Consider the following 23,549-nt stretch of genomic DNA (forward strand, 5'->3'; position numbering starts at 1 on the left):
AATGTTGGCAGCAACACAAAATTACATACCAGTTGGCACTTCAGAGGCAGGTTTATGTTTAACTGCTGAGAATTGGCAGGAAACAAAAGTAAATACTTTATCGTTCTCTTTAGAGTTTTTACTCTATAAACCAGGTATTGCATTGCTAAAAAATATCCCCTCTTTGTCCAAATATTTAGGTTGGTCTGGTGCGATTATCTTAAATGCCAGTTCACTAAAAGCAAATCGGGAAGGAGCTTATCTTCTTAAATCACCTTTTGATGGTTCTAAAACCAAAGTAACGGCAGTGGAGTTAGTGGAGCTCATTCAGCATTTAAATCCCAACGCCGTAATTCTTCCTAAAAAAATTCTTCAAGATTGCCCGCAAATTTGGACGATTTTGAATGAATCTATTATGCCCTTTTTCAATGAGGAGGAGTTGAATCAATACCAGCCAACTCAAGAACATGGTATCTATTTCAATGAGGCTAATGAGTCTTTATTAACAAAATGGGCACATTTGCCGCGTTACGTAATGGGTAATTTTAATGCGGAATCAATACACCATCTGCGCGCCCAAGGTGTTGAGTTCATTGAAACGGATGAGCCAGTAAACGCAGCCTTTCATGGCAGGGTTTACAGCCAAGAGGGTGAGATTGATTTAACTAGCAAAGCTACAGAGATGCAATTTGAGATAATTGACTCGGCCTGTACTTGCCCTGTTTGTAATCAACAATTTACCAAGGCTTATTTTCATCATTTGATAGAGCACACTCCTTTACTCTGTCAGCGATTTTTAATCCAGCATAATGTATTTTGGATGGCGAATTAGCAAAAACCAATTAAGCTTATAGATGTGTAAACAATAAAGGATTATTCATGATAAACGTGAACATCTTAGGCTTTAAGGATTTAACGCTTACTGACGTTATCTTTGATTATAACGGGACCTTGGCTATTGATGGTATTTTAATCAAAGGTGTCGCAGAGCAGCTTATAGCATTATCTGAAAAAATTAATATTCATGTTGTGACGGGTGACAGTTTAGGCACAGCGAAAAATGAGTTAAAAGGAATACCTTGTTCGGTGTTCATCACACCACAATTAGAGCAGGGTTTGGCGAAGCAGGATTACTTACAAAAGTTAAACCTGAAAACCACTATTTCTATAGGCAATGGCAGAAATGATCAGCAAATAGTGGAAGAATCGGCGATAGGGATCATTATATTGGGACCAGAAGGAGCTGCAAAAGAGGCTATGGTAGCTGCTGATATTGTGGTAACGAATATTTTCGATGCGATTGACTTACTACTTCATCCCGGACGTTTGTTGTCCACATTAAGATCTTGAAGAGGCTCAGCGTAGAAAAAATTTCCACGCTGAGAAATTGAGGAATTACTATTTTAATCCAGGAGATTCTGGTTGTTGCTCCAGTTCTTGCACTGTCGCATCGTGTTGAGACTGACGTAAAGGATTAGTACCTACCACTGGCATACTATCAAGACGCGAATCATCTCGAGGTTCAGATGGTTTTACATCGAGCCCTAATGACATTTTGCTGTAAGATGGGAGGATCTCTTGGCTTTTGCTTAGTGGCAAACGGAAGTCCGTAGTTGGTACTACTGATTCTCCTGAATGTGTCTTGTGAGCGTCTTTCTTCGTTTCTTCATCAGAATGGGGTAGAGGAGATTGAGGAGATTCAAAAGTTTCCTCTTCATCTGAACTATGCTCATGCTGACTAGAGTGAGTTGAAGCTAATAAATCACTTTCTTCATCTGACTCTTCATCATCTAAAGAAGCTGTATCCGAACTAGAATCGGTACCTTTGGTAGAAGGTTTAGAACTAAATGTATTAGCTACGGCCTTAGCTGTTGCTCCAGCAACTCCACCAACAAATAAGAATGGTGACCAAAGAATTGCACCAATAGTACTAACTAAGCCATTGTTAGTAATACGTGATTTTAAAAGATCTAATGGACCCTGATCGCTGTTGTAACATTCTCTTGCTCCAGAGAACATATAGGCAACACCAATGGAACCATAAACGATTAGACCACTAAGGCTTAAAGTTGATAGCCCTAAGAATGTTGTAGTGCTTGCAGCGACAAGCATTGGAGCCGTCATATATTCAAAATACCCAAGTATGAAAAGAAATGGTGAGCCAAGCAAAAGACCCGCAAACATTAGAAAGGCACCTGTGTCTGCTTGACGACTACGATAATGGCCTTGCTAGCCATGATGATGATGGTGGTGATGCTCACGTCGGCTGAACATGTTTTCTCCTTATATATTTATGAATTATTTTTAATCGGGTGCCATTATATTCATTACCTAATCATTTTTCATTATAATTGTAAATTTTTTTTTCAGATTGATAGTATTGTATGGTTTTTAGACTTAGGAGGCATAATGAAAACCGTTGGGGTTACTACAGGATGCATTGCTGATGCGCAAACAATAGAAGGGTTAGGCCTTGCTCTTACTGAGATTAATACACAACCTGATGCGATTAAAATAGGGGGGGCAACATCGGCCGATGAAGCTGCTTTGCTCACTCGTTTTTTACAGCAATATTCTGGTTTTTTAGTTGTAGATTGTCCTTTACCCATACATAGTATTCAAGAGATTGCCCCTAAGATTGATCTTTGGATTCTCAATGTTCACGAAGCAGAGCTCATTTTAAATGATACAATAAATTCACAGAGTGCGTGTGAAAAGGCAGCTGCGCAATTAATTGCACTGGGAGTGAACAGCGTGCTTATTAAAGCGGAGCAACAACATGAACCATTATGGATTCATGATTATTGGAGTAACGGTGCTCGTTCATTTTGGCTTACTCAACGTCGCTATACAGAGGCTAATTATTCTGATGCTGGCAGTACTTTTTCCGCAGCGATTACCTCAGCATTAGTGCTTGGTTATGCTATAGAGGATGCCTTGATTATTGCTAAGATGTACGTCAATCAGGCGATACGTTTGGCTAAGGCTGGGCTTTACTATGGAGGTTTTCCTGAAGCAGAACTAGATCTTCCGTATGTCACCTCAGCACCAATATATTCTAACCCAAAGCCATTTAAACCATCTCCTTATTTAGGACTTTATCCTGTTGTTGACAGTGCTGATTGGGTAGAGACTTTATTAAAAACGGGAGTAAAAACCATCCAGTTACGTATTAAAGAGCGAACTAATCGTCTTGAAGAGGAGATGAAACGTAGCATTGCTTTAGCTAGGGAATATCAGGCAATATTATTTATCAATGATCATTGGGATCTGGCATTAAAGCTGGATGCACAGGCAATTCATTTAGGCCAAGATGATTTGGAGAGTGCAGATTTAGAGGCCATTCAAGCCAAGGGACTTTTATTAGGTGTAAGCACTTATTGCTATTATGAGGTTGCCCGCGCACATGCAATTAATCCTTCTTACATTGCAATTGGCCCCGTTTATCCAACTCAAAGTAAGGCTTTGGATTATGCTGCCCAAGGTATTGAAAACTTACATCGTTGGAGGCGCACATTAAACTATCCTTTAGTCGCAATTGGCGGGATAAACCATGAACGAATAGTTGATGTTGCGGCTACTGGGATGAGTGGAATTGCTCTTATTTCCGCCATTACGCAAGCTGCGGATCCACAAATTGCAACAAAACGGCTTTTAGAACTCATTGCGCTGAGATAAAACTAAAAATCTGCAAAATTAGCAGGGGAATTCCGCATCGATTCATTTACCTTCTAATCAATTCCCTATATGATGTCACGCGATTAAATTAATAGCAGTTTTAAGGAGATATTATGAGTTTTTTTATTAGCGATGCTATGGCCGCTGCAGGCACAACTCCATCTGCTCAAGCTGATGGAACCTTTTCACTCATTATGATCGCCGCTATCTTTGTGTTGTTCTATTTCATGTTGATTAGACCACAGAATAAAAGAGCCAAAGAACATCGTGATTTGATAAGTCGCCTAAAGAAAGGGGATGAGATTGTTACTTCCGGCGGTATGTTGGCCCGCGTAGTAAACCTGGATGAGCAATACATTAAAGTGAGTCTTGCTGAAGGGTTAGAAATCAATTTACAAAAAGGTGCTGTTGTAGCTGTATTGCCAAAGGGCACTATTAAATCGCTTTAAGCCAGTCATAGGGACACGGAAATATGCAAAATAAATATCCTCTATGGAAAAACCTGATGCTGATAATTATTGCAGTCGTCGGGTTTATCTACGCGTTGCCTAATTTGTATTCAGAACATCCTGTAGTACAAATTTCAGCTGAAACACCTGTAGATTATGATGTACTAAAAGGTCAGATTGAAGGAGTTCTTCAAAAAGATAAGCTAGCATTTAGTTCGATTAATGCGACTGATGATGGCATACAAGTTGTCTTTTCATCTACTGACTCTCAGCTATTAGCGCGTGATGCCATTAAGAATGCTTTAGGCAATCAATACACGGTTGCTTTAAATTTAGCGTCATCAACTCCAGCTTGGCTGCATGCTATTCGTGCTGAACCCATGAAACAAGGTTTGGACTTACGTGGTGGAGTGCACTTTCTATTAGAAGTTGATGTTGATAGTGTGATTAGCCGTCGTTATGAAGGCATCATGAAAAATATTGGTCAAGCCTTACGTGAAATTGGCGTACGTTACTCTGGTATTCGTTATGTAGCTGATAAAGGAGTTAACTTACGTTTCCGTGATCAAGAATCCATGGAAAAAGCCCTTACTGCGCTAAGAGACAAAATGCCTGATGTGCTTTTTGTAAAAAGTAAGGCAGAAGGTGAATTGGTTGCTTCTATTCCTCCAGCTGAACTCAACACCATGCGTCAAAATACGATTGAACAAACTATGAGTATTTTGCGTAATCGTGTGAATGAACTCGGGGTGGGAGAGGCGGTTGTTCAGCAGCAAGGTGCTACTCGCGTTGCGGTTGACTTACCTGGAATTCAGGATGCTGCTCGTGCGAAGCAAATCCTTGGTGGTACTGCGACCTTGCAATTCTATTTGGTTGATCAGGAAAATGATCCGCAAATTGCCAAGCAAACGGGTTCTGTGCCTGTAAGCGATAAGTTGTACATGATGGATGGACATCCTATTCTTTTAAAAAGACAGGTTGTTTTAAGTGGGGATTCTATTACTTCCGCGGTATCCAGCTTTGATCAACAAACAGCTACTCCAGCAGTACAGATTCAATTAGGCGGTGGCGGTGAAAGCTTATTCACTAAAGTAACTCGTGAAAACATTGGTAAACGTATGGCAATTGTCTACGTAGAAACCAAGAATGACATGCAAACAATTAATGGTACTGAGACCCGCGTAACTCATAAAGAAGAGCGTGTAATCAGCGCACCAGTAATTCAAAATGCTTTAGGTAATAATTTCCAGATCACTGGATTAACCGATTCGAAAGAAGCAAGTAACCTGGCGTTATTATTAAGAGCAGGGGCACTTCCAGCAGCAATTTATCCTATTGAAGAACGTACTGTAGGTCCTACTTTAGGGAAAGAAAATATTCATCGTGGTATGGTTTCTTTAGCAGTAGGTATGGGATTAATTTTAGTCCTGATGTTAGTCTACTATCGATTCTTTGGATTGATCGCGAACATAGCGTTAGTACTTAACCTGATTTTATTAGGCGCCTTGCTATCAATAATTGATGCAACCTTAACCCTCCCTGGGATCGCAGGGATAGTACTTACCGTAGGTATGGCGGTTGATGCTAACGTATTGATTTACGAACGTATTCGCGAAGAGTTGCGTCATGGATTATCACCTCAAGCAGCAATTTATGCAGGTTATGAGCGTGCTTTTTCAACCATTCTCGATGCGAACGTGACTACCTTAATTGTAGCCATCATTCTGTTTGCAGTAGGTACCGGCCCTGTACGTGGATTTGCAGTAACCCTTTCGTTAGGGCTATTAACCTCCATGCTAACAGGTATTACATTCACTCGTGCTATTGTCAACTGGTATTATGGTGGTCGTACAGTGAAAAAATTATCCATAGGTATTTAAGGCGAGGCTCAGATGGAATTTTTTAATCCAAATTCAAAAGTGGACTTTATGGGCGCTCGTCGTTGGACAGCGCTGTTCTCTATATTAATTTTTGTTGTTTCAATAGGTGCTTTGTTAATTCATGGCTTAAAATGGGGGCTTGATTTTACTGGTGGAACCCAGATTGAAATATCATATCCTCAGGCAGCAGATTTAACTCAAATTAGAGAAAGCTTAAGCCATGCCGGCTTTAAAGAAGCTCAGGTAGTGAGTTACGGTACTTCTAGAGATGTTCTAATTAGTATTGCTCCGCGAGAAGATATTGATCAAACTCATATGGTTAATCAGGTAATGAGTGCTTTGCCTGGGGCTGTGAAACAACGAGTTGATTTTGTTGGACCTCAAGTAGGTCAGGAATTAGCAACCAAAGGTGCTTTGGCGGTTATCGTTTCTTTATTGGCAACCATGATTTATATTGCCATGCGTTTCGAATATCGTCTGGCAGTAAGTTCTGCCGTTGCTCTGGTTCATGACCCTGTATTAATTTTAGGAATCTTTGCCTTTTTTGGTATCGAGTTCGATTTGAAAGCATTAGCCGGTTTATTAGCGGTTATTGGTTATTCGTTAAATGATACCATCGTAGTATTTGACCGGGTTCGTGAGAATTTTGTTAAAATTCGCCGTGGTACTCCGATAGAAATCATGAACATATCGATTAACCAAACTTTGTCTAGAACAATTATGACCTCATTATTGACTCTTTTTGTGGTAGTTGCTCTATTTGTTTATGGTGGGGAAGCAATTCATGGATTCTCGTTGGCATTAATTATTGGTATTCTCATTGGAACATATTCATCTATTTATGTAGCTGGAGCATTAGCTGTAGCAATGGGATTAGATAGAAAAGATTTCATGCCAAGCCAGCGTAAAGAACTAGATGACCGTCCTTAAAAAAACGAAACCTGGTTGCTTGCAGCCAGGTTTTCCTCCTGCAAATATTCCAGTCACTTTAAGTCAGTAAAAAACTCCATCATCGCAAACGAAATGAAATAATTCAGGTTTTTTGCTTCGAATCCCTAACGTGTTTTGTCACTCCGTTCCTTGCAATGATCAAGAATACAATAAAGAAAGAAACCTGATTGCAAGCAACCAGGATAGAGCGATTTTAAAGTGTGAGCAAAGACGAGCCTTCTGGAGCTATTTCATCAACTTCTTCTATTGTGAGGCTATTCGTCTTGGGTTTTAGTTTCTCGTTGAGCTCTTTGATAACCAACGACATTTGGTCATCAAGGCTTGGATCATCAACTGGTTTACCATCAACAGTGATTTCACCCTTTTCAGTTATTTGCAATCTCGGATTAGGCACAAACTCTTGAGGAACGACATTAAATTGCATTGGATGACCATGAACAGCAAGGACCCCCTTAGCAATACAAATGCCGTCTAACGGAGCAAGACTTGGTGGTTGAGACGAATAGCTAACTAATAATGAGCCCGTGGCTTTAAGCAGATTATAAGCAATATCAAAAGGTAAGCCGGCCACTTGGCCTGTGTATTGACCAACAAATCGCCCAACTTTTCCGGACACACTTGAAAAGCTAAAATTACAAAATGTAGAGATGAGCCTGGACGCAATTGTAGGTGCTAACAAAGCAACACCGGCAATGTTAGTTGGACCTATGAATAATAGGGCACTACTAACCCAAGAGGTAACCTCAAGACGGGGCGTTATCGCGGCAGATGAACTGCTCACCGCCCCTGCAACTACCCAGCCAATAGTCATACCAACATAATAGAATGTTTCTCCAAAAACTGGCGCAAATGTGTTGCCGATGGGAAGATAACTTGGTGGTGGTATGGGCGTTGTTCTCTTTTTTTCTTGTCCAGCCAGGAAGTCAGAAAATAATTTCCATTCTGATTCAGTAAACTCTGTCTGTTTTAACTGTTTCAGCTCTTGATTCAGATGGGTTAGGGCATCTTGTGTCTTAATTAATTTGTAAGCGGTTTCATAGCAACTTTGTTTATCTTCCTCATCTAGGAAGTTTTCTGTGGTAACACCTAAATATTCATTAATTAATTGATAAAGAGCAGATTTTTCCTCGCATTTGCCAATTTGATGCTGTATGTACGTGTTTCTAATTTCTTCTTGTACACAGAGGCAGGCGGCAATAATAATTCGTGAGGCCATTAAATTTGCCTGAAATTCATGCTGGGTTGTAAATTGCTCTTCTTTATGAAGAAAATGCTCTAAAACCGAGAAGGTTTTTTCCAGAAATGAAATTTGTCTATTTCTGGTTTGAACATCTGTTGCACCAAAAAAGGTGAACCATGATGAGGGGGCTTTATCTAAATTAATTTGCCGTCTTTCTTCATAATCTTTACGCAAATACTTAAATTTTTCTATGCTTCCAGCTACTAGAATGAATTGCATGATTTCTCCCGTCCTTAGGTTTTTCGACTTAAGTTTGCAAAATGCAAACAGCGCTTATCCTGTTGTATATTTTATCTTACTTTGTGATTGTCTAAATGCAATGTTATTTGATTATTTTTTATTGAAATAGTGTAGACTACTTTTTATTTAGTAATTAACTTCTTGAAATGATGATTTTTTTCTAGATTATGATACTTTTAGTATCATTTGTATTACTGACCCATTGTGGTAGTACTAGTTTTATTGAGTTTGGCCTAAAGAAAGGTGATTGAATTGATGAATGACACGATAAAGGTAAGTTTCACAGAACGACTTAAACATTTCTTCTTGCTGCTTCGTGTATCCCATTGGTCTAAAGCAGTTTTTGTAATGCTAGGGTTTTGTTATACACCCATCCCTGGATATTTTGTGCCTGCGCTCTTAGCTTCTTTGGCTTTTTGTTTAATTTCCAGTGCAGTTTATATTTATAATGACATTGAAGATCGTACCGAAGACAGCTTACATCCTCATAAGCGTCATCGGCCCTTAGCCAGTGAAAAAGTTTCAGTGACAGAGGCGATTTTTACCCTGTTTTTATTACTGATTACCGGGCTTGCTTTAGGTTGGTTGATTTCAAAAAAATTAGCATTGATCCTTTGTTTTTATTTAGTAATTAATCTTGCCTATAATTTTATATTTAAGCTTATTCCTATCTGTGATGTATTGTGCATCGCTGCCGGATTTATGTTACGTGTTTTAGCGGGAACTATTGGTATAGGCCTTTCTATTTCAACCTGGCTTGTTATTGCAGCCACTTTGCTCAGTCTTTTTATTGCCTTAAATAAGCGCCGTCTCGAGATGCGTTTAGGATTAAAGCATTCAACACGGTCGGTGTTAAAAAAATACAATGCAACGATGCTCCATATTTTGATTATTGTTACAGGGATTGCAACGTTTTGCACCTACATCCTTTATATCATTTATGCAAAAGATGAGTCATTTTACTTTTTGTTAACGGTACCTTTTGCCGCGATTGCTTTGTGGCGTTTTGGCTGGCTTGCCACTTTGGATATTGAAAATGATGATCCGATAATTGTGTTTATAAATGACCGATTATCACGTATAAATCTGTGGTGTTTTGTTGTATTGACCTTTATGGCTCTAACTCAATGAAATATCGTTTTCGCTGGTACGACAGTATCCTTGCGTTACTAGCGATCTATTTGTTTGTATTTCAGATTCAAGCAATTTGGCCTTTTACTATTGATGACATGTACATTTCTTTGCGCTATGCCAAAAACTGGGCAGCAGGGAATAGATTATTATGGAATGTGCACGCACCGCCTGTAGAAGGTTATTCGAATTTTAGTTTTGTCGTCATCGCGGCCTTGGCTTTATTATTAAAGGCAGATCCTGTTATTATTTTAAAAGCTGCTGGTGTTTTCGGACTTCTTTTCACTTGTTTTTTCCTTTATTTAATAACACGTTTTTGGTTTGAGCAACGGAGCGCACTGTTACCCTGTTTTGCTTTACTATTTTATAAAGGCCAGATTATTTGGACCGCAAGTGGCTTAGAAACAGCCGTTTATCAAGCATTGATTTGTGCTTCTGTCTATTTTTGTTTCCGTGGGATGGGGTATCAGCATTATCCAAAAATACGAGGTGAACCTCAAAATTATGCCTTTATTTTGGCAGGAGTATTTCTTACTTTAGCCGGATTAACACGTCCTGAAGCGCCAGCCTTAATGGCTTTGTTCTTTATTCTTTTGTGCTGGGATAGACCTCAGGATGGAACTAAACTTTATTGGCGCGGTATTTTTCTATTTAGCCTTACTCTCGCTCTTCTTTTTATACCCTATTTTAGTTGGCGTTTTTTCTATTTTGGCTATTTGTTTCCTAATTCGGTGTATTGCAAAGGGGTGACAAAAGCCTTTAGTCTTTCTCTAGATTTCAATTACCTAAAATTGATTTGGCCTTTTGCGCTATTGGCTTTGCTGGCTTGTGTCAAAATGCCTGATAAACGGCATTATTTTTTATGGCTACCTAGCCTTGCTTATTTGTTAATGTTAACCGATGCAGATCCGATTGTAGCTTTTGATAATCGACTTTTTTTACCTGCATTTACTTTGCTACTTCCGCTGGCATTGCAAGGTGTTAGTTGGCTTGTTTCACGATATGTGCAGGATAGCTCATTAGCCTTATATGTTTTATTTTTGGGATTGGTTTTTATGTTTATTCCAAAGATGTCTTTATCGGATTACCGCTATTTCTCTCAAAACCCACTAAAAGGAGAGCGATTACGAGAAGAGGTGGTACATTGGTTAAACGCAAATACAAAGCCTGGTACGGATGTTGTTTTAGCGGATAGTGGGATGATTCCTTATTACAGTGATTTGAATTTCATTGATTCCTATTGTTTGAACAACTTGGCTATGGGGCATTATTCCACGAAACAAAGATATCAGCAGTTTTGTCGAGAAGTGATGCAGAAAAAACCCGAGGTAATTATTTTAACTTCGCTAGTGGAGCAGGGAAGGGTAATTTATACCCCGAGCGATTTGTGTTTAAAATCGGTTCTTAAAAACCAGAGTGATTATACGCTACGCCAATCGTTTAGTACTGATGAGCCTAATTCTACTTATCGTTATGAATTATTTTCTCATTCAATCTCAAAATCATAAATAGAGATTTTTGCGGTGGGCGGAAATAATTTATCTAAATTTCATACAATTTGCTAACAACATAGTGTACTATCTCTATCTCGAAATGGATTGAGTGCTTTATAGCTTATGATGCAAAAACTAACATTCTTTATGAGAAAATTCTTATTCAAATTACCTGTCATCTCTTTTGATATTTTAGCAATTCCTGTGGCGTGGTATGCAGCTTATTGGCTCCGTTATAACATGCAGCCATTCCCCAAAATGTTAACATCTACTCATTCATATATGGCTCTGGTTTTATTAACAGGGATTCAGACTGCGTGTTATTTTTATTTCAAAACTTATCGAGGTTTATGGCGCTTTTCCTCATTAAATGATGTGATGCGGATAATAAAAGCCGCTATGATTACAGTCATTTTAGTCATCCCCGTTTTTTATCTCAGTTCAATAGTACATCATTTGCCCCGCTCTATTTTGCCACTGTATTTTATGATTTTGACTACACTCCTTTGTGCTGGTCGGTTAGTCATTCGTCTGTATTGGGATAAAAAGGCAAGAGGTCATCGGTTAACTGATATTAAACGTGTCCTAATCGTAGGTGCTGGTTTGGCAGGTGAGGGCTTGGCGCGTGATTTAAAACGCAGTCAAAATTATCAGCCTGTAGGTTTTGTTGATGACAATGCTGGAAAACGTGGTTTGGAAGTGCATGGTGTTCCAGTTATAGGCACTATTAGTCAGCTTGCTGAGCGTGTCAAAGAATATTCAATTGATTTAGTTTTTATTGCGATCCCTTCGGCACGCTCTGCAGCGATGCGTCGTATTGTCACGCATTGTGAAAACTGTAACGTTCCTTTTAGAACCTTACCCAGTATTACCGCCTTAGCCTCAGGGATCGTGGAAGTTAATGCATTACGTCCAGTGAACATTGAGGATTTATTAGGACGCGATGAAGTTTATTTGGAGTGGGATAAAGTAACCGCAGGCATTGCAGAGAAGAGGGTATTGGTGACTGGTGGTGGTGGTTCCATTGGTTCGGAGCTTTGCCGACAAATTATGGCGCTTAAACCTGCGAGCATCGCCATCGTGGAAAATAGCGAATTTAATTTGTATCAAATTGAGCAGGAATTAAAAGGTAAATTCCCAAACATTCCGTTGAAGCTTTATTTGGTGAGTATTACTGATGAAGTGGCCATTAAAAACGTATTTGCAGAATTTAATCCAGAACTTGTTTTCCATGCGGCGGCTTATAAACATGTACCTTTGCTGGAAGATCAAATTCGTGTTGCCGTGTTGAATAATGTGCTGGGTACCCAAATTGTTGCTAAAACAAGTGTTGCCAGTGGCGTAGAAAAATTTATTTTGATTTCTTCGGATAAGGCAGTTAATCCAACCAATCTTATGGGTACAACCAAGCGTGTCGCTGAAATTTATTGTCAGAATATGAATCGTCGAGTACAGACTCAATTTATCACAGTACGTTTTGGTAATGTTTTGGGCTCGGCTGGTAGTGTGGTGCCTTTATTCCAAAAACAATTAAAAGCCGGTGGTCCTATAACGGTAACACATCCGGATATGCAACGTTATTTTATGACTATTCCTGAAGCTTGCCAGTTAATTTTACAAGCGATGGTCAATGGTTCCGGTGGCGAGATTTTTGTTTTGGATATGGGGGAGCCGGTTAAAATTAGTTACCTGGCTGAACAAATGATTCGCTTAGCAGGAAAAGAGCCAGGCAAAGACATTCAAATTGAATACACAGGCCTACGTCCAGGTGAAAAGCTTTTTGAAGAACTATTTCATGAATCAGAGCAGCTCGTGTCAACGGAGCATGAGAAGCTTTTTAAAGCTCAATATCGAGAGTTGAATTGGGATGAACTGTCGCAAACAATGTCTCTATTGAACCAGGCTTGCGCGGAATATCATACCGAAGAGTTATACGTTTTACTAAAGAGCTTAGTACCCGAACTTCACTCGACTGATTTGTCCGTATCGATTGCATAAAAAGAGACTTGTAACATGATAATAACTTATGATGATTTTGCAAAAGTAGATCTACGCTCCGGCACGATTGTTAAAGTAGAAGAATTCCCCCGTGCCAGAAAACCAGCTTATAAAGTATGGGTTGATTTTGGCAATGATATTGGAATATTACAGACTTCTGCACAAGTTACAGCACATTATACTCCTGAAATGCTGATAGGGCGCTCTGTAGTTGGTTGTGTCAATTTAGGCGAGAAAAATATAGCAGGATTTGTGTCGCAATTTCTTCTAGTAGGCTTCTCAGACGCCAACGGCGCCATTTGCCTAATAACCACCGACCCCAAAGTACCCAATGGCGAAAAACTACATTAATCCCTTAAAAATGGCGTAGCCTGGTTGCGAACAACCCGGCTTTCCAAAAACAGCAATCAAATTAGATAGTAACAGACAAGGCGAAAATCTAAAGAGCCCTAGCCTTATTAGTGCAGCGTAATATGAGGATCGTTACACTAGAAGAAAACCCAGTTCCAATCAACCAGCAATCAAATCAGATAGTAAATAAAAGACAAAGCGTAAATTCAAAGAACCGTAGCCCCTACTAGCGCAGCGTAATACGGGATCGCACCATCCCGAATTACCCTAAAAGACAACCCGGTTGCAAGCAACCAGGCTACACCAAATGTAAAGATAATTCCGTGACCAATCACACTGGCGGGAATAAATCCTGAAACTTAACGCGAGTCTTAAGATGCAAAGCTTTACGTCTTTTCTTAGACAAGTCAAACAGCTTATAAATAATAATAGGAATAATAAAGCTTATCATCCCAATATAAAATGCTAATTTATAAGCAGGGTCCTTATTAAGTACTAAGAAAAATAAAGCAATACACATCAAGGCGATTGCACAAATCCCAGTATAAGGAGAATAAGGAGTCACATAACGAAGATTCGCAGTAGTATATCCTGCCTGATACAATCGGCTTCTGAATCTAATTTGCGCAAGACACAAAGAAATCCACGCCAAAGTGCCAGTAAAGCCAGAGACTAAAAGCAAGGAAATATAAAGTTTTGTTTGCCCAAAGAAGAAACCAACACCCAACAATACCCACACCATAACTAAAGTAGCGATTACCGCATTTTGTGGAACTGAATTCTGATTGAACTTAGCAAAAGTATGAGGTGCCATGCCATCACGAGCAAGCGCATTTAAGGCTCGAACCGTACCATAAAAGCCGGAATTAGCACAGGATAGGGTCGCACTAAGGGTAACAAAACTGGTGACTGTTCCTGCCCATTTTAAGTCATACAAGTTAAGTGCATCAGAAAATACTGAATTAGCTAAACCTGCCTTTTGCCAAGGGAAAATTAACACCAGACAAAATATAGGAATAATGTAGATAAACAGGATTCTAAAGGTCACATTACGAATCGCATGAGGAATCATCCGCGCAGGATTTTCAGACTCACCCGCAGCAAGACCAATAATTTCAGAGCCCTGATAATTAACGAGCAAGAGCACCATCGCGGTCAATAAAGGCATCACCCCATTAGGGAGCATCCCGCCTTCACCTAAAATGTATCGAGTACCTATAACACCAGCAGGCTCACTACCGTGAATAAGGCCAAAAAATATTAAAATAGCTAAGATAACAAAGCCCAGCAAAGCCAAAATTTTAATCAAAGCCAACCAAAATTCGATTTCTCCAAAGGTATCGACTTTAGCAAGATTAATGTAAGTAATTAAAAGGCCAAAACAAATAGCCCAAACATAGCCATTGACGCCGGTAAACATCTCCATGATGATACCCCCCGCGACACACTCCGCAGGAATATAGGCCACCCAACTAATCCAATACGACCACCCCACGCCACAGGCAACAGAAGGGGATATAAAGTCAGCAGTGTAGGTTACAAAAGAACCTGAAATGGGAATAGCAACAGCAAGCTCACCCATACAAAGCATAGTTAGAAAAATAATTAAACCACCAAGTACATAGGCTATAAAAACCGCAGGACCAACTAAATTAATCACCTCGCCTGTACCTAAGAAGTAACCGGAACCAATAATTCCCCCAAGGGCAATTAATTGAACATGTCGATCTTTCAATCCACGGCTGTAACCACTATCTTTAATAGGCTTAGTTACTTTTGAAATACTATTATCCACGGGCTGTTTATTTCTCACACTATATTTTAGGTTAACGCTGATGAACTAATGGTATATTCATCCCCACAAATTTAAAACAATTCTCTCTTAAAAGAAGTAAAATAGTTTACAGCAAATACCAAAATCGCACCAAAGCAAACGAAAGCGCAGCTTAATGTAGTATTTTTGAGCATTTTTAACTATTTTTGACAAAAACGCAAGGGATTATAGGAAAAAATGAGCAATTACACAACAACGAAATGAGCTATTAAATTTGATCAATTCTACGTTATACTTTTAGAATTACCGCTGGAGCTTAGTGGGGTGAGTTGTTGATTCGTAATCAGAAGGTCTGCGGTTCGATTCCGCACAGCGGCATTGTAGAATCAATGAGTTACGTGAATATCTGAAAATTTCAATTTGTTGTGTCGAACATGTGTCGAAGAATAAAAACAGTCATTATCCGAACCAAAATAAATATAAAATGTAGCCTTGATGGAGTCGACAGACGCAATCAAGGTTTCCACATGTCAGAATATTGAGGTATCAAAAGTCGGTCGCAAGATTAGCTCACATAGACCTACATTCAGAGATTCGCAGTAGGTTCCATTTTGGAACCTACTGCGAAGCAAAGAGCTGAAATATGACAAAGGAATTAGCAAGACCAAGTAAAGGGGCTGTAGGTTTGTCATTTTGAACCAAACTACTTACTTAGTCTAAATTGTTAACGAAATATTATATTGAGATATTTCTATTTCAAGTTTACCAATTAAATTTTTAAGGCTATCCAATTTCTTTCTACGATTACTACGTGAGATCACCGCTTTGTTAGAGAAGTAGCGTTGATTTAATTCCGTATGTTCGTTTATAAAACGATTAAATTCATTCATAGCGTCGTCATCATAAAAAGGCATGGGTTGTTTAATTCCATCTAAATATGCGATGCATTTTAAGGGACATAAATCAATTATTTGAATAAACTTTTTATCAAAAGTTAATAATGACGAAAAGAAGTAACGTGCTTCGTTAAACTTAATTGATGAGTTCTCTTCTAACTGTCGAATATGAAAAAAGTCCCATGACATATTGCGGATATCTTGGATGATATTTTGATTATTATTTTGTATTTTTCCAAAGAATTTTAGTTTTGTATCATGCTTAAAAAACTCGTAAGCAATAATCAGTTCGCGTACACACATTGTTGTTAATTCGGTATTCATAAAATCCAGTAGCTTTTCCATTTTTTGGGCAACTGTTAGTTTTGGACGATAGAAATGAATTATTGCTATTTTAAGAAGGATGCAATAATAAAAATCAACTCTTAGATTTAAATGCTCTTTAACAGGATCATCAATACCATACATTATTTTTGCCAGATTTTTTTGGGTCTGTATATTGAGGTGCTCATGAGATAATTTAGATCTAATTTGTTTGTTAGTATGCAAATGCTCGAGGTCGAGTGATCTTAAAATTTCGTAGGCTCTGTATTTCGAGAATATTTTGTCAAAATCAACCTCAGATGCTTCCTTAAATAAATTTTCATATAAATAAGGCATTGGATCAACATTAACATCGATACGAGCTAAAAACTCAAACACCTCTGTAAAATCAGCAGGCACTCTGTTGCTTGTGTCATTAATATACGGTTCAAGATAACTTAATGCTTGAGTATCTAAAGAAATTGAATAATCAATTGGAAAAGTAGTGCTTCCTTGGGCATACATCTCTTTTAGTGTAGTTCTATCTAAAAGCCAAACCTTATCTGTTTTAAAAAGACTACGAATTACGCCTGTAGCAGAAAAGTTATGATTAATAGACAAACCCGGCATAGCCCCATTGGGAAATGAAAATATAAATCGACAATTATGAAGTAATATTTGATATTCTGTGAATATTTTATAGCATCTTCTTGGGTTTTTGCTGTACATACCAATGTTGCTGCCTGTAGCATGGTTTCTTCCTTTAAATTCAATTTGTTCTCCTGATGGTAATCTATAAATTTAATTAATTTATAAAAAACAATATATTAATTGTGCTTATTGATATTAATAATGTCGTATTTTTTTTTGATAAAATGTCGTATTTTTGCTATAGTAAATATAAGTTCAATAATTTTATAAACCGTATGAAACACCTAACCCTTAAAAGCAGAATTACTTTAAAAATTCGCCGCTCAAACAAGCAAGTCTTTGTGCGTTCTGATTTTAGAAAATTAGGTGATTATGATCAAGTTGGTAGAGCTCTTCGCAATTTAGAAACTGAAGGTGAGATAATCAAAATTGGTTATGGCCTTTATGCAAAGGCGCGTATTAATCGACTAACAGGTAAGAAAATGTTAGCAGCTGAGGGTGGTTTCGATGAGGTTGCTCTTGAAGCTTTAAAACGGTTACAAGTGAATTGGGAACCCGCTGAAGCGGTCAAGGCATATCAAAGCGGTTCTACACAAATACCAGTGAATACTCAAGTGGTTGTTTTGGATAGATTCAGCCGTAAAATAGGTACTGATAAATTTAAACTTGAGTTGTTAAAACATGCTAACTGATCCATCTTTGTTTGCTGATGTTGCCGATGCGCTAGGGATTAAAAATCCAGTTATAGTTGAAAAGGATTATTACGCAGTCCAACTGATTAAAACTTTAAGCTCAATTTCCTTTGAAGGTTATTCTTTAGTATTTTCAGGCGGGACATGTTTAGCCAAGGCACATAGAAACACCTACCGCATGTCGGAGGATATTGATTTTAAATTAGTACCATCTGTTTCTAATACGGGTTCACAAAATCAGCAACGAAAGAAACGAAGAACGATTCACGAGCAGATCAACTCGGCCTTAGAATCTTCCAATTTATTTAAAATAATAGAGTTTCATAAGTTAAGTGAAGGGAAATACCAAACATTTCTTATCGAGTATCCAATCCATCATCCCAAAATCGATGCTTTACGCCCACACTTAAAATTGGAATTTACAGAGTCAGCTTTACTTGAACCTGCTATAGTAAAACCGATAGCTTCACTCTATGCTGAAGTGGCTAAAGAAAATCCTGAGATTAATAACTTCCCATGTGCAACTATTTCATCAATTGCCAGCGAGAAGTTTGTTGCTTTATTAAGGAGAACAGCCGCTTTTGATAGAGATAATACGAAAGACGATGATGAGACTTTAGTACGTCATGTTTATGATCTTCATCTTATTCGAGATTTAATTGATGATGAGATACTTAGAAGTCTGGTGAGCCAAGTGATTCAAATTGACATTGAACAATTTGGTAATCAAAGTCCGCAATTTAAAAATAATCCGATGGCAGAATTACAGCATGGTTTGAGACTATTAGTTAACGATCCAATACATCAAGAAAGATATAAACGATTTATTGGCCCGTTAGTATATAACCCGGAAACTGCTGATTGGCAGGAAGCAATCAACACCATTATACAATTTGCAAAAGAGTGGTTATCTCAAAAATAATATCATTCGATATCAATCATAAAATCCCAAACCATACCCCTTGACACCCATTTTAAATCAAGCTAATAATCTCCACAGACTTTGAGAAAGCTTTAGTTACATCGAAAATGCTTTCAGGAGATTTAAAGTCACCCAGTATTCAGAATTTGCTGTAGGGTTGGAAGTAGGACAACTTTTAAGTTCTGAGTAGTTATCTATCCTAAATAGATGAACTATAGATATGGAATCGACTGGTTTTCAACAGCACGGATGCTGCTGGCCGGCACTTGAGCCGATTGAAACATCAATTGAAGAGGTATTTCTATATCCATCAACACACCATCTCGATTACACCTTTTAAACGAATTTGAGTCTGCACCAAATTCGGCTCTGTTTAATCAAAATACTGTTGCCGCTGTTTTAAGCTGTTCGACACAATTACTTGAACGTAATCGTTGGTCTGGCATTGGTGTTCCCTATATTAAAATGGGTAGAAAGGTTTTATATCGTAAAAGCGAAGTATTGGATTTTCTCCAACGACAAATAACCTATTGTACAAGCAGCGATCAAGATCAATCACTGGCTTTAGTAAACAACTGATAGGCATATAACCGTTCAAGGAAGGTTATATCTCTATCTATGGGGTAATAGACCTTCCATGAACTCTCGTTGGAGAGCGTCATGTATCAAAATAAACAATTAACTTTGAACCAAACTCAAACCATACAGCCTGTGTCTTGTGAATATGCTGGCGGCAATTTTAAATTAACCGCTAAAGGTATTTATTTTATTGGCAATGATAAAGAAGGCAAATCCTTACCACCCCGTTGGATCTGCTCGCCCCTGCATGTTGTGGCAAAAACGCGCGATGCAAAAAGTGGCGAATGGGGTCGATTACTGGAATGGCAAGATGATGATAAAGTCACCCATCAATGGGCAATGCCCTTGGCATTACTGCAAGGCGACAGCATCGATGTGAGACGGGAATTAGCTCGATTGGGGTTAAGCATTTCACCCAGTAAGTCAGCCCGTGATTTATTGGCATCCTATTTACAAATTGTAGCAGTGGAAAACAGAGCCAGATGTGTGGATAGATTAGGCTGGCATCAGGATGTTTATGTTACTGCCTCAATGTCTATTGGCCAAAGCAGTGAAAAAGTTGTGTTTCAAAATACTAATAGACAAATGAATCACGCAGGGACTATCTTGTCTTTAACGAGTCCATGTTTACTATTTTATTATTATTTTTTGACAGCAGAGTGTGGGCAAGGAACTACATGATGAGCTATTATTGCTCATTCGAGGGAATCATACGAATCGGGCAAATTTTTGTCAATAAAAAAGCATTAATTACTATATTTGATGCTTGATGCTTGAGGATTAAGTGAATTTCATGGTTCATGAATTATAATGATACATATCGAATAAATTGTTAACAAATCTTGATTTGTATATTATTTCTAGATATCCATTAAATAGTTGTGGTCCGTTGAATTTGAAGATAACTGTGTCAAAAAAATAGGGACACTTGGGACAACCTTATAAACACTATATTTTAGGTGTCCCAATGGAAAAAGTTCGTTTGGGACAAATGGGACAAATCTTGCCAGATAATTTTTTTATTAACAAATAATAGCATTTAATAACAATCAGATCACCAGCCTTTAAAAGGCTTGACGGCCTTTTAAATTCCAAGCAATACTTATCGCGAGCAGTAAACTTTTGCGGATCCACCGTTCTGTAAAAGTAACGGAAAATGAAATATCACGACTATTATCCGGCCGGACAGTCAACTGATATTCATCGAGCAGGACGCAGACCGTCGGCATTAAGCTGAATGAATAATCATTTGATGAGGTTCCATATGAATAAAAAACCATCTCGTTTACAACTGTTAAACGAATTTGAATCTGCACCAACTTCTGCGTTGTTTAATCAACATACTTTGGCTGCTGTTTTAGATTGCTCCACCCAACTTTTGGAGCGCAATCGCTGGGAAGGAAAGGGCGTTCCCTATCTTAAAATAGGCCATAAGGTTTTGTATTGCAAAATCGATGTGCTGTCTTTTCTTCAGCAACAGAAAATCTATCGCTCTACTAGTGACGTAGGAGAATCCCTTTCTCTGGTCAACGAATAAACTCCATAGAAAAAATAGATTGTTCTAGGATCGATAGAGTTTCTATCTGCCATGAACGTTGCCGAAGTAACAGTGATGCTGCAAAATCAAATTATTACGCTAAAAAACAAAAACGGTCATAGTCCTATAACTTGTGAATACGCTGGAGGTCATTTTAAATTAAATGAGCAGGGCGTGTCTTTTCTTGGAAAAGATAAAGACGGTAATTTAATGGCGCCAAAGTGGATTTGATCTCCTTTGTATGTGGTGGCTAAAACTCGTGATGCTAAAAGTGGGGAGTGGGGTCGATTACTCGAATGGCAAGATGATGATGGAGTCATTCATCAATGGGCAATGCCATTAGCTTTGTTACAAGGTGATGCATCTGAAGTAAGGCGAGAATTGGCCAGCCTTGGTTTAACCATTTCACCTCATAGAATTCTGGCTACTTATTTGCAGGTGTTCCCTGTTGAAGATCGGGCACGTTGTGTCGAGAAATTGGGATGGCATGAAAACCTTTTTATCACTCCTTCACAAATTTTTGGACACTCCTCTGAAAAAATTGTTTTTCAAAATAGTCATGCGATTGAATCTGCTATGTCTGTTTCCGGTAATGTAGATGATTGGCGAGAATCAATAGGCCGTCTTGCCTCTGGCAATTCTCGGTTAGTTTTTGCCATATCCGCTGCTTTTGCTCCTGCTTTAGCAAAGATTGCTGGTGGATTTCATTTCAGTGGTGCTTCTTCTAGTGGTAAAAGCACCACTTTAAAAGTAGCGGCTTCGGTTTGGGGTAATCCACAGGCTTATTGTCGATTATGGCGCAGTACCACCAATGGACTTGAAGGATTAGCTGCTTTGCATAACGATGGCTTATTAATTCTGGATGAATTAAGGCGTCAGGACGAATGGTCTTTTAGGACTTGATGTTGGAGGGGGAGCGATGTCAAATATGTCTGCGTCACTGCTGGGAAATTTGCAGTGACGCAGAACAAACAGTCATTTTAGTTTATAATTTAAACCACAGATGACACTCTGGGTTATACGCTATAGCTCTAAAACTTAAGATAAAGATGGTTCATGGTACTGGTAGATTAATTGGATGATACGGTTAGAAATTACTGTAAACAGAATAATCTATAATCCTGCCCGATTTTCCGCTTAAAAAAATTACCAAAGATTTATTTTGTTATAAAACTGCGCCTGTTTTCAGCAAGCGTTTAACAGAATCGATTCTATTGTATAATTGATTAAAAAAAGACCTTCTGATAACATTTTGACTAGTCGTTTAATTAATCTATATTTTAGATAGGCGGAAATTAAAAATGGGTAAAAGTTAATGAGTGAGATGAATCATACTGGTACCCTTGAGGCAAATGAAAATCGTGCGAAATTGATCCCTGATCGTATTAATATATTACGACCAAAACTACTTAAAGAGTGATCTTGCCTCGAAATACCGGACACCAACTTTATGCAGCTAACTCAAACTGATCTGGTGTCTGATACCCCAGAGTGGAGTGTAGTCGCTGACGATTATAAAACACTTCAATGTAATCGAATATAAGCAATTGAGTTTCCGCTCTGGTTTTATATTTCTCACCATAGAGTAGTTCAATTTTCAACGTGTGGTAGAAGCTTTCCATCACTGCATTATCATAGCAATTGCCCTTACCACTCATTGACCAGATAAAACCATGTTGTTTCAAAAGCCTTTGATAAGTATCGCTACAGTACTGTGAACCCCTATCCGAATGATGAATCACTCCTTGTGGTGGTTTGCAGCGTCTAATGGCCATAGCTAGAGCATCCTCAATGAGTTGAGTAACCAGCCGTGTTGCCATACTCCAACCAACAATCTTTCTATTATATAAGTCGATTACAGTCGCTAAATAAAGCCATCCTTCATTTGTATGGATATACGTGATATCCGATGCCCAAGCCTTATTTAAACAGTGAGTTCTAAACTGTCGGCCTAAAATATTCTCGGCTACAGGCTTATTATGTTTACTGTTGGTAGTTATTTTAAAACGCCTTGCTGCCTTTGGTTGAAGTCCTTCTTGTTTCATAATACGACTTATCCGTGCCTTACCATGAAACTTGCCTGTTTTACGTAATGCCTGTTGGATTCGTGGAACACCATAAGTCTGGCGTGACTTCACAAACTGCTCCTTTATGATCTGACTTAAGTCGTCATTTTCTTGTGTACGTTGACTAGGCATTTTCTTAGCCCAAGCGTAATAGGCACTACTTGAAACACCTAAAATGAGGCAAAGCCTTTTAGTGGTATGGAAAACCGACTGATCATTAATCATTGCGTAGAGCGCTGGTTTTCCTTGGCGAAAAACGCGGCTTTTTTTAGTATTTCGCGCTCCTCTTCAAGCTCAGCAACACGAGCTTTGAGACGTCTCAACTCTAATTCTTTCTCATCATGTTGGGGTTGATTAGGCAACGCTTTTTCTTGTTTCTTATGTAACTGTTTACGCCAGTTGTATAGGTTGTTTTCAGCAACCCCAAGTTCCTTGGCAACTTGCCTTACTGACTTATTCCCTTGCTCAAGGATCTCTACTGCTTTTATTTTAAATTCTTTTGTGTAGCTGTTGTTGCTCATCATAACTCCTCGTTACTGGGATTATACCCATTAAACAAGGTGTCCTATAAATCGAGGGAGGTTCAGAGATTGCTGCCTTAAGTAAACGTGGATCTGGTAATTTGAGTCGTACACTTAGCACAATGGCTCGCTACGGAATTATTGAAATGAAGAAAATTGGGAAAAATTCTAAACCAATTGCTAAGGCCTTAGATTTTAATATTCAATATAGTGCTGCT

20 protein-coding genes, 1 tRNA gene and 2 pseudogenes are annotated in these 23,549 nt (G+C 38.5%); 17 read left to right on the forward strand and 6 right to left on the reverse strand.

The genetic code is table 11. The features are described 5' to 3' along the window. Position 1: 1 nt before the first annotated feature. The gene (locus tag J2N86_RS06255; RefSeq protein ID WP_252581875.1) at positions 2-811 is read left to right on the forward strand and encodes a tRNA-guanine transglycosylase; all 810 of its coding nucleotides are present in this window, start codon (positions 2-4) and stop codon (positions 809-811) included. Between the two features lie 47 nt (positions 812-858). Then, the gene (locus tag J2N86_RS06260; protein ID WP_252581878.1) at positions 859-1,329 is read left to right on the forward strand and encodes an HAD family hydrolase; all 471 of its coding nucleotides are present in this window, start codon (positions 859-861) and stop codon (positions 1,327-1,329) included. 48 nt (positions 1,330-1,377) lie between these two features. Here J2N86_RS06260 and J2N86_RS06265 read toward each other — a convergent pair whose 3' ends face one another. Next, on the reverse strand, positions 1,378-2,163 hold the full coding sequence (locus J2N86_RS06265; protein ID WP_252581880.1) for a hypothetical protein: 786 nt from the start codon (positions 2,161-2,163) through the stop codon (positions 1,378-1,380). 225 nt (positions 2,164-2,388) lie between these two features. Here J2N86_RS06265 and thiE point away from each other — a divergent pair, with 225 nt between their 5' ends. The 4 genes from thiE (at position 2,389) to secF (ending at position 6,916) form a co-directional block, all read left to right on the forward strand. Beyond that, on the forward strand, positions 2,389-3,657 hold the full coding sequence (thiE, locus tag J2N86_RS06270) for a thiamine phosphate synthase (protein WP_252581883.1): 1,269 nt from the start codon (positions 2,389-2,391) through the stop codon (positions 3,655-3,657). Positions 3,658-3,770: 113 nt separating this feature from the next. Continuing rightward, positions 3,771-4,106 (forward strand): preprotein translocase subunit YajC, encoded by a 336-nt coding sequence (yajC, locus tag J2N86_RS06275; RefSeq protein WP_252581886.1) that lies wholly within the window; start codon positions 3,771-3,773, stop codon positions 4,104-4,106. A gap of 23 nt (positions 4,107-4,129) precedes the next feature. Beyond that, positions 4,130-5,986, forward strand: a complete 1,857-nt coding sequence (secD, locus tag J2N86_RS06280; RefSeq protein ID WP_252581890.1) for a protein translocase subunit SecD — start codon at positions 4,130-4,132, stop codon at positions 5,984-5,986. 12 nt (positions 5,987-5,998) lie between these two features. Further along, a complete protein-coding gene (gene secF / locus J2N86_RS06285) occupies positions 5,999-6,916 on the forward strand; it encodes a protein translocase subunit SecF (RefSeq protein WP_252581893.1) in 918 nt (305 codons plus the stop codon). Between the two features lie 214 nt (positions 6,917-7,130). On the opposite strand, the gene J2N86_RS06290 is transcribed toward secF, so the two are convergent. Further along, positions 7,131-8,396 (reverse strand): hypothetical protein, encoded by a 1,266-nt coding sequence (locus J2N86_RS06290; protein WP_252581896.1) that lies wholly within the window; start codon positions 8,394-8,396, stop codon positions 7,131-7,133. A 264-nt stretch (positions 8,397-8,660) separates the two neighbouring features. On the opposite strand from J2N86_RS06290, the gene J2N86_RS06295 reads away from it, so the two are divergent. The 4 genes from J2N86_RS06295 to J2N86_RS06310 all read left to right on the forward strand — a co-directional run bounded on the left by J2N86_RS06295 (position 8,661) and on the right by J2N86_RS06310 (position 13,390). Continuing rightward, positions 8,661-9,548 carry a decaprenyl-phosphate phosphoribosyltransferase gene (locus tag J2N86_RS06295; protein ID WP_252581899.1) on the forward strand — a complete coding sequence of 296 codons (888 nt, stop codon included), beginning with the start codon at positions 8,661-8,663 and terminating at the stop codon, positions 9,546-9,548. Next, positions 9,545-11,056, forward strand: coding sequence for a protein LphB (locus tag J2N86_RS06300; RefSeq protein WP_252581901.1), 1,512 nt, complete (start codon positions 9,545-9,547; stop codon positions 11,054-11,056). The genes J2N86_RS06295 and J2N86_RS06300 overlap by 4 nt, the downstream gene beginning before the upstream one ends. Before the next feature lie 111 nt (positions 11,057-11,167). Continuing rightward, the gene (locus J2N86_RS06305; RefSeq protein WP_252582385.1) at positions 11,168-13,039 is read left to right on the forward strand and encodes a polysaccharide biosynthesis protein; all 1,872 of its coding nucleotides are present in this window, start codon (positions 11,168-11,170) and stop codon (positions 13,037-13,039) included. A gap of 15 nt (positions 13,040-13,054) precedes the next feature. Then, a complete protein-coding gene (locus tag J2N86_RS06310; protein ID WP_252581902.1) occupies positions 13,055-13,390 on the forward strand; it encodes a tRNA-binding protein in 336 nt (111 codons plus the stop codon). Positions 13,391-13,721: 331 nt separating this feature from the next. Here J2N86_RS06310 and J2N86_RS06315 read toward each other — a convergent pair whose 3' ends face one another. Beyond that, positions 13,722-15,185: an amino acid permease gene (locus J2N86_RS06315; RefSeq protein ID WP_252581905.1), complete on the reverse strand. Its 1,464-nt coding sequence runs from the start codon at positions 15,183-15,185 to the stop codon at positions 13,722-13,724. 285 nt (positions 15,186-15,470) lie between these two features. Between J2N86_RS06315 and J2N86_RS06320 the strand changes: the two genes are divergently transcribed. Further along, a tRNA-Thr gene (locus J2N86_RS06320) sits at positions 15,471-15,542 on the forward strand. 338 nt (positions 15,543-15,880) lie between these two features. On the opposite strand, the gene J2N86_RS06325 is transcribed toward J2N86_RS06320, so the two are convergent. Next, the gene (locus J2N86_RS06325) at positions 15,881-17,092 is read right to left on the reverse strand and encodes a hypothetical protein (RefSeq protein WP_252581908.1); all 1,212 of its coding nucleotides are present in this window, start codon (positions 17,090-17,092) and stop codon (positions 15,881-15,883) included. Positions 17,093-17,196: 104 nt separating this feature from the next. Between J2N86_RS06325 and J2N86_RS06330 the strand changes: the two genes are divergently transcribed. From J2N86_RS06330 to J2N86_RS06355, 6 genes and pseudogenes are all read left to right on the forward strand, one after another. Further along, positions 17,197-17,706, forward strand: a complete 510-nt coding sequence (locus tag J2N86_RS06330) for a DUF6088 family protein (protein ID WP_252581911.1) — start codon at positions 17,197-17,199, stop codon at positions 17,704-17,706. Beyond that, entirely contained in the window at positions 17,696-18,628 is a 933-nt protein-coding gene (locus J2N86_RS06335; protein WP_252581914.1) for a nucleotidyl transferase AbiEii/AbiGii toxin family protein, read from the forward strand. Before J2N86_RS06330 ends, J2N86_RS06335 begins: the two co-directional genes overlap by 11 nt. Positions 18,629-18,931: 303 nt before the next feature. Next, positions 18,932-19,207, forward strand: a complete 276-nt coding sequence (locus tag J2N86_RS06340; RefSeq protein WP_252582387.1) for a helix-turn-helix transcriptional regulator — start codon at positions 18,932-18,934, stop codon at positions 19,205-19,207. Between the two features lie 81 nt (positions 19,208-19,288). Beyond that, positions 19,289-19,786 (forward strand): annotated as a pseudogene (locus tag J2N86_RS06345) (DUF927 domain-containing protein); the annotation flags it as partial. Positions 19,787-20,471: 685 nt separating this feature from the next. Continuing rightward, complete coding sequence (locus J2N86_RS06350) at positions 20,472-20,744, forward strand: DNA-binding protein (RefSeq protein ID WP_252581917.1); 273 nt, start codon at positions 20,472-20,474, stop codon at positions 20,742-20,744. A gap of 75 nt (positions 20,745-20,819) precedes the next feature. Continuing rightward, positions 20,820-21,626, forward strand: a pseudogene (locus J2N86_RS06355) (DUF927 domain-containing protein); the annotation flags it as partial. A 566-nt stretch (positions 21,627-22,192) separates the two neighbouring features. On the opposite strand, the gene J2N86_RS06360 reads toward J2N86_RS06355, so the two are convergent. Then, on the reverse strand, positions 22,193-23,035 hold the full coding sequence (locus tag J2N86_RS06360) for an IS3 family transposase (RefSeq protein WP_407658973.1): 843 nt from the start codon (positions 23,033-23,035) through the stop codon (positions 22,193-22,195). Next, a complete protein-coding gene (locus J2N86_RS16225) occupies positions 23,032-23,334 on the reverse strand; it encodes a transposase (protein ID WP_407658974.1) in 303 nt (100 codons plus the stop codon). The genes J2N86_RS06360 and J2N86_RS16225 overlap by 4 nt, the downstream gene beginning before the upstream one ends. Positions 23,335-23,549: the final 215 nt, after the last annotated feature.

This window comes from Legionella lytica (assembly GCF_023921225.1).
Classification (GTDB): Bacteria; Pseudomonadota; Gammaproteobacteria; order Legionellales; family Legionellaceae; genus Legionella; species Legionella lytica.